A 7253-nucleotide genomic window follows, 5' to 3' on the forward strand; every position below is an offset into this window, starting at 1 on the left:
AATGTTTAAACATCGGGACTTCTCTAACGATAACGTTATTTCCAACTTATTTGTTTTTACTTTCTATCCATTTACGCGCATTAACAAAAGCCTCTAACCAAGGAGATACCTCATCTTGACGATCTTTTGGATAATTTGCCCAGTTCCATTGGAAGGTCGAACGCTCAATGTGTGGCATAGTCACCAAGTGACGACCTGTGCTATCACACATCATCGCTGTGTTGTAATCCGATCCATTTGGATTATGAGGATATTGATCATAAGCATATTTCGCTACAATCTGATATTTGTCCTCCGCATACGGCAAGTTGAATTTTCCTTCACCATGTGAAATCCAAACACCTAAGGTAGAACCTGCCAAAGTCGATAACATCACTGAATTGTTCTCTTGAACTTTTACCGATACGAAATTAGACTCGTGTTTCTGCGAATCGTTGTGCAACATTTTGCCATGAACCTCATGATTCGGGTTGATCAATTCCAACTCCATGAATAACTGACAGCCATTACAGATACCAACAGAAAGCGTATCAGGGCGAGAGAAGAACTTCTCTAAGGCACTTTTTGCTTTCTCATTGTATAAGAATGCACCAGCCCAACCTTTAGCCGATCCTAACACATCCGAGTTGGAGAAACCACCTACTGCACCGATGAATTGAATGTCTTCTAATGTCTCACGACCAGTAATTAAATCGGTCATGTGTACATCTTTTACATCAAATCCTGCTAGATACATGGCGTTTGCCATTTCTCTTTCTGAGTTAGATCCCTTCTCACGGATGATCGCAGCTTTAGGACGCGCCTTTCCAGCTTCCACAACAGGTTTCTTTCCATCGAAATGTTTCGGGAATTCGTATTGTAAGGGTTGATTTTTATAGTTTGCAAATCGAGCATCGGCAGTGCCGTTTTTCGATTGCTTTTGATCCAATAAATAAGATGTCTTAAACCAAGTGTCGCGAGTTTCCACAACCGGGAAGCTATAAGTATCCCCTTGATTTTTGATTTGAATGTCCTGACCGCTCTTAGCAACACCAATTTTTACAGCATCCACACCTGCGGCTTTCATGGCATCTTCAAATGCTTGGTCATTCTTCGCCTGAAGCACGACAGCAATATTCTCATTGAATAAAGCTTTAACGGTGTCTGCTTCCGCTAAACCTGTTAAATCGTAGTCTGCAGCTAAATCTACATCAGCAAAACACATTTCCAATAGCGTTGTAACCAATCCGCCTGAACCAACATCGTGTCCGGCAGCAATCTGATTCGCTTGAATTAAATCCTGAATCGTGTTAAATGCTGTTTTAAAGTAATTGGCGTCTTGAATAGTTGGAACCTCCGTACCAATCTTATTCAATACCTGCGCAAAGGTAGAACCACCTAATTTAAAAGCATCTTTAGAAAGATTGATGTAATAAATGGATCCAGCGTCTTTTTGTAGAACGGGTTCAACCACTTTATTAATATCATTACAGTTTCCTGCAGCGGAAATAATAACCGTACCTGGAGCAATGACATGATCCCCGCTAGGATATTTCTGCTTCATGGAAAGTGAATCCTTTCCTGTAGGAATATTTATTCCCAATTCAATTGCAAAATCCGAACAGCCTTTTACAGCCTCATATAGACGTGCATCTTCACCTTCATTATTACAAGCCCACATCCAGTTAGCGGATAGAGAAACGCCAGCAAGTTTATTATGAATTGGTGCAAATACCAAGTTAGATAAAGCCTCACCAATGGCATTTCTTGACCCAGCAGCTGGATCTACTAAAGCCGTTAATGGAGAATGTCCAACTGTGGTCGCAATACCTTCTTTTGATTTATAATCCAATGCCATGACACCCACATTGTTCAGTGGCAATTGCAATGGACCAACACATTGTTGTTTAGCAACACGACCACCTACACAACGGTCAACCTTATTGGTTAACCAATCTTTTGATGCTACGGCTTCCAATTGCAATACTTGGTTTAAGTAGTTTGGAACGTCCTTCGCATCATAAGATAATGCAGCGTAAGGTCTGTTTACCAATTTATCAGACATAATGGTCTTTGGTGAAGATCCGAAGAAGTCTTCCAAAGCATAATCCATTGGTTTTTCACCTGTCTTTTCCGATTCAAAAGTGAATCTATGGTCGCTCGTTACATCACCAACGGTGTACATTGGCGCACGCTCGCGATCGGAAACGGTCTGTAATTTGGCAATATCTTCTTCTGAAATAACCAATCCCATACGTTCTTGGGATTCGTTTCCAATAATTTCTTTTGCGGAAAGGGTAGGGTCGCCTACTGGAAGTTTATCCAAGTCGATTAATCCACCTGTGCTTTCTACCAATTCTGAAAGACAGTTTAAGTGTCCACCAGCACCGTGGTCATGGATCGATACAATAGGGTTGTTATCCGACTCTACAAATGCGCGTATAGCATTGGCAGCACGTTTCTGCATTTCTGGGTTTGAACGTTGGATCGCATTTAATTCAATGCCTGAACCAAATGCACCGGTGTCTGCGGATGATACGGCAGCTCCCCCCATACCTATACGGTAATTTTCGCCACCTAGGATAACAATTTTATCACCTGCTTGTGGTTCATGCTTTTTAGCTTGATCTAATTTTCCATAGCCAATACCGCCAGCTTGCATAATCACCTTGTCATAGCCCAATTTACGCCCATCTTCCTCGTGTTCAAATGTCAATACCGATCCGGTAATCAATGGTTGACCAAATTTATTTCCGAAGTCAGAAGCACCGTTAGATGCTTTGATCAAAATATCCATTGGTGTTTGGTACAACCAAGGACGTTCCGCCATACCTTTTTCCCAAGGGCGATCCGCCAAAAGTCTGGAGTAGGCGGTCATGTAGATCGCAGTACCAGCCAAAGGCAATGAACCTTGGCCACCAGCTAGACGGTCACGGATTTCACCTCCTGATCCTGTTGCAGCTCCTGAGAAAGGTTCTACAGTAGTCGGGAAGTTATGTGTTTCTGCTTTTAAGGAAATAACCGAGTCAAAATCCTTCTCTTCGTAAAAATCAGGCTTGTCTGCGGATTTCGGAGCAAACTGCGTCACTCTAGGACCTTTCACGAATGCTACGTTATCTTTATAGGCAGAAACAATTTCGTTTGGATTTGTTTCCGATGTTTTCTTAATTAATTTGAACAAAGAGGTCGGTTTCTCATCACCATCAATCACAAATGTTCCATTGAAAATCTTGTGACGACAATGTTCCGAATTCGCTTGTGAAAAGGCGAATACCTCGGAGTCGGTCAATTTACGTCCGATCTTCGTCGCGAGATTGTTTAAGTAATCCACCTCTTCAGAGCTTAATGCAAGCCCTTCCGATTGGTTATATGCTTCGATATCCTCCACCTCTTTGATTGGCTCCGGGCTGATATTGATGCTAAACATGTCTTGTGTCAAGGCAGAGAATTTCTGCGAGATCATCGGGTCAAAATCGTTGAATTCCGCATCTACCTTTTGGTATTCCTCGATACGGATAATTCCATCGATTGCCATGTTCTGGGTAATCTCTACCGCATTGGTACTCCAAGGAGTAACCATGGCAGCTCTTGGCCCAACGAAATAGTCGTTTAAAGCCTGATCATCCAGTTTTTTAGCATTCCCAAACAGCCAGTTTAATTTGGAGATATCTTCGGTTGATAAATCTTTAGGGGTTTGAACAGCATAAAATGTGTTCGATTGGTTCACAAAGAAATGAATCATTATTAAAGTGAATTTTGAATGTCCTTCAATTAAAGCACAAAGTTACGGAATATTTTAACAAATCATTCCCAACTAACAGCATCTTTTGACCTTAGCATTATAAAATTCTATCCATTTTTAGCCAACTCCGCAAAATGGGATATTTAGTTTCAAAATACTACATTTGTAACATGGCTTTAAGGCGAATTAATAAGGTGCAACGGCGTAAGCTTTCCATATTCTTGCGGTGTGTCATCATTTCATTCTTAGCATGGACGCTGTTTGCCATTTCCAGCGACTATAACTTCAGTAAAAAGGCAAGCATCACCTATGTAAACCTACCTGAGAATAAAGCATTCCACCCCCTGCAGGCCGATACGGTATCCGTAAAGATCAAAATGTCAGGTTGGAAAATGCTCATGGAACGCCTATATCCCGATACAGCCAAAATTCAAGTCGACCTAAGTGGATTGAAATCCAGGAATTTTATTGTCTTCGGAAGCCAAATCGGGTTTATTAATCGTCAGTTCCCAAAAGATAAACAAGTCGTAGCCGTATCCCCAGATACGCTGTACTTTGATTTCTCGAAACAAACACAACGGAAAGTACCTGTTAAAGCCATTCATAGCCTAAGTTTTAAAAAACAATATGGTATTATTGGCGCTACGCGCACCATCCCGGAATACGTCACCATCACCGGACCATTGGATGATGTGGCGAGTATTGAATTCCTGGAAACCGATACGATCAAAGGAAAAGACGTTAATACCGATGTTCGAACGGTGGCTTATCTGAATAGACAGAATAAAACAAATATCACGATTTACCCTACCTTTGCCGAGGTCATCATCCCGGTTGGGGAGTTGACGGAAAAGGTAATCGAGCTACCTGTGAAAGTCGAAAACAGTAAGGGCTATACTTCTGTACGCATATTGCCATCGAAAGTTAAAGCAACTGTTCAGCTTTCCGTTAAGGATTACAATAAATGGTCATCCCGAGACTTTGAGGCTGTAGTAGACTTGGAAGCTTGGAAAGAGCATGGCGTAACGAGTCTGCCAATCATAATGACCAAGGTGCCTGATTTTTGTCAGATCATCAGTCTTGAGCCTCAAAATGTAGATTTTTTTGTAAGAAAGTAATATGGGACTAAAAATTGGAATCACCGGTGGTATTGGTGTAGGCAAAAGCGTCGTTACTCGAATATTTAAAGTTTTGGGTATTCCAACTTACGATGCGGATAAAGAAGCAAAGGACATCATGGTAAAAAGTGATGCCGTCCGTCAAGCATTAATCAAGACATTTGGTGAAGAAACCTATTTTCCTGATCTTACTTTAAATAGAGCCTGGTTAGCTAAAAAGGTATTCTCGGATACCAAAGAATTGGCGAAATTAAACGCCATTGTGCATCCCGCGGTTATCAAAGATGCCGAAGACTGGGCAGAGGCACAAACATCCCTATATTCCGTAAAAGAAGCTGCTTTATTATTTGAAAGCGGATCCTATAAATCATTGGACTATACCATTTTGGTTACTTCTCCTGAAGCTTTACGTATAGAGCGTGTAATGAAGCGAGATCAAGTTACCGAAGAAGAAGTTCGAGGACGTATGGCCAAACAAATGCCCGAGTCCGAAAAAGAAAAATTAGCTGACTTTATCGTCTATAACGACGATGAGCATAGCCTAATAGAACAAGTGATGAAGTTGCATGAGCAATTCATCAAAGCATAGGAAAAACATTACATGACAATCATTGAAGATTTTTTAGTTCGTCGGGACAAAGGCTTTTATTGTGCCTATGGCGATTTTTATATTGACCCCCTATACCCGGTGGAGCATGCCGTGGTTTCGCATGCACATGCCGACCATGCTTCTCCAGGCCATAGGAATATCTATTGCACCCAGCCGACTGCTGATATCATGCAGCTACGCTACAGCAAACAGCCTGTACAGAGTTTTAAAATCATTGGTTTTGATCAATATTTTGAAATCAACGGGGTAGGGATTTATTTCTTTCCGGCTGGTCACATTTTGGGAAGCGCGCAAATCCTCATGGTATTCAAAGGCGTTCGTTATTTGTATACCGGTGATTATAAGTTGCAAGAGGATCCAACTTGCGAACCCATTGTCTTTAAGGAAGCGGATGTATTGATTACCGAGACCACCTTTGCCAATCCGGACATTATCCATCCCGATCCCGTTACGGAAATATTGAAATTGGCAGTTCCCCACAATATTCTCTTGGGTTGCTATTCCTTAGGAAAGGCCCAGCGTTTGACAGCCATGCTGAATGAACATTGCCCTGAAAAGGAAATCCTGGTGCATCACTCCATCATGCCCATTCACCGTATTTACGATCGGTATATTGACTTTCCACTGCGCTATGAGCTGTATAATAGGAAGTCCATGAAAGAGGCTGGGCAAAATAAAATCTATATGGTGCCACCATTAACCTTCTTCAGCTATAGAAGAGCAAAGAATGTTCTAAAGGCATTTGCATCAGGTTGGGAACGCCTTCAAGCTCAAAATGACATCAGTCTGTATTTATCGGATCATGTGGATTGGAAGGATATTCTATATTTCATCGAACAGGTAAAACCAAAGGCTATCTGGACGGTGCATGGAGATGGAAGGACCTTACATCAGCATTTTCATGGAAATATTGAAATTCGGGATATCGACAATCAAACAATTTCTCCAGGCTTTTGTTAATATTTCGATATTAAACAATTTGGAGAAAAGATATGAATAAGTTTTTTAGAGCATTAATCGCCGGATGGGGAGCTAAGAAAATGGGTCTTGGCTGTTTTGGGACCATCATTGTATTTATAATTATTTATTATCTATTGGGATATTTATAGGATAATTCCTTTAGAGAGCCATTAAAAAATAACGGCTAGAACCTAACGGCTCTAGCCGATTTTTTGTTTAACAAAATCCAGTTAACAGGTAACAATTGGCACGAGATTGCCAAATGGATTTTCAGAATGCGTTGGAATTAGGCTCTTCCATCGATTAGTATTCTATTGCCAATATACAGTTATTTATGATAAATTATCAAAGAATTTAAAAATGTATTGTGATTCTCGTGGTGAATGGCTGGATATTCTGTGATTTTTATTGATTTTTTAAAATATATAGGCTTTCTGTTACTTGAAGAACCTTTTTATAATGGCTAGTAATAAGTTCGGTACTCTAGGTGTTGGGTTCGTGATTGGAAGGTATTAGGCTCCATATTGCTTCGAGACTCTCAAGGAATTTCTTAGGATTTGATAGGGATCTCCTTCGGATCTCGTTCGGTCGGAACCGAACGAGATCCGAAGGAGATCCGAACAAGTTCCGAAGGAGATCCGAAGGGTTCTCGAATCCAACCCTAAGTAAACCCCTTTTTAATAGTATTTAGTATCGAGTAGTTAGTAGTTAGACCTATGTCCATCCCTGAATAGAGTTGACCGTTTTTTATAATTAATCAACTTTTTCAAATATAGTTATTAATGGTTTAGGGGAAAGAACTCCTCTAAACCATTTTTGTTCAAACTCTTTTGGAGACATCCTG

4 protein-coding genes are annotated in these 7253 nt (G+C 40.8%); 3 read left to right on the top strand and 1 reads right to left on the bottom strand.

What is annotated here, in order from left to right:
- Positions 1-46: 46 nt before the first annotated feature.
- A complete protein-coding gene (gene purL, locus ACP6L2_RS15495) occupies positions 47-3721 on the bottom strand; it encodes a phosphoribosylformylglycinamidine synthase (protein WP_440510209.1) in 3675 nt (1224 codons plus the stop codon).
- 170 nt (positions 3722-3891) lie between these two features.
- Between purL and ACP6L2_RS15500 the strand changes: the two genes are divergently transcribed.
- The 3 genes from ACP6L2_RS15500 to ACP6L2_RS15510 are packed head-to-tail and all read left to right on the top strand — an operon-like array spanning position 3892 to position 6409.
- Positions 3892-4839: a hypothetical protein gene (locus ACP6L2_RS15500; RefSeq protein WP_440510210.1), complete on the top strand. Its 948-nt coding sequence runs from the start codon at positions 3892-3894 to the stop codon at positions 4837-4839.
- A gap of 1 nt (position 4840) precedes the next feature.
- On the top strand, positions 4841-5428 hold the full coding sequence (coaE, locus tag ACP6L2_RS15505; RefSeq protein ID WP_440510211.1) for a dephospho-CoA kinase: 588 nt from the start codon (positions 4841-4843) through the stop codon (positions 5426-5428).
- A gap of 12 nt (positions 5429-5440) precedes the next feature.
- Entirely contained in the window at positions 5441-6409 is a 969-nt protein-coding gene (locus ACP6L2_RS15510; RefSeq protein ID WP_440510212.1) for an MBL fold metallo-hydrolase RNA specificity domain-containing protein, read from the top strand.
- Positions 6410-7253: the final 844 nt, after the last annotated feature.

Origin of the sequence: Sphingobacterium lactis (assembly GCF_051951495.1) — a bacterium.
Taxonomy (GTDB): Bacteria; Bacteroidota; Bacteroidia; order Sphingobacteriales; family Sphingobacteriaceae; genus Sphingobacterium; species Sphingobacterium lactis_A.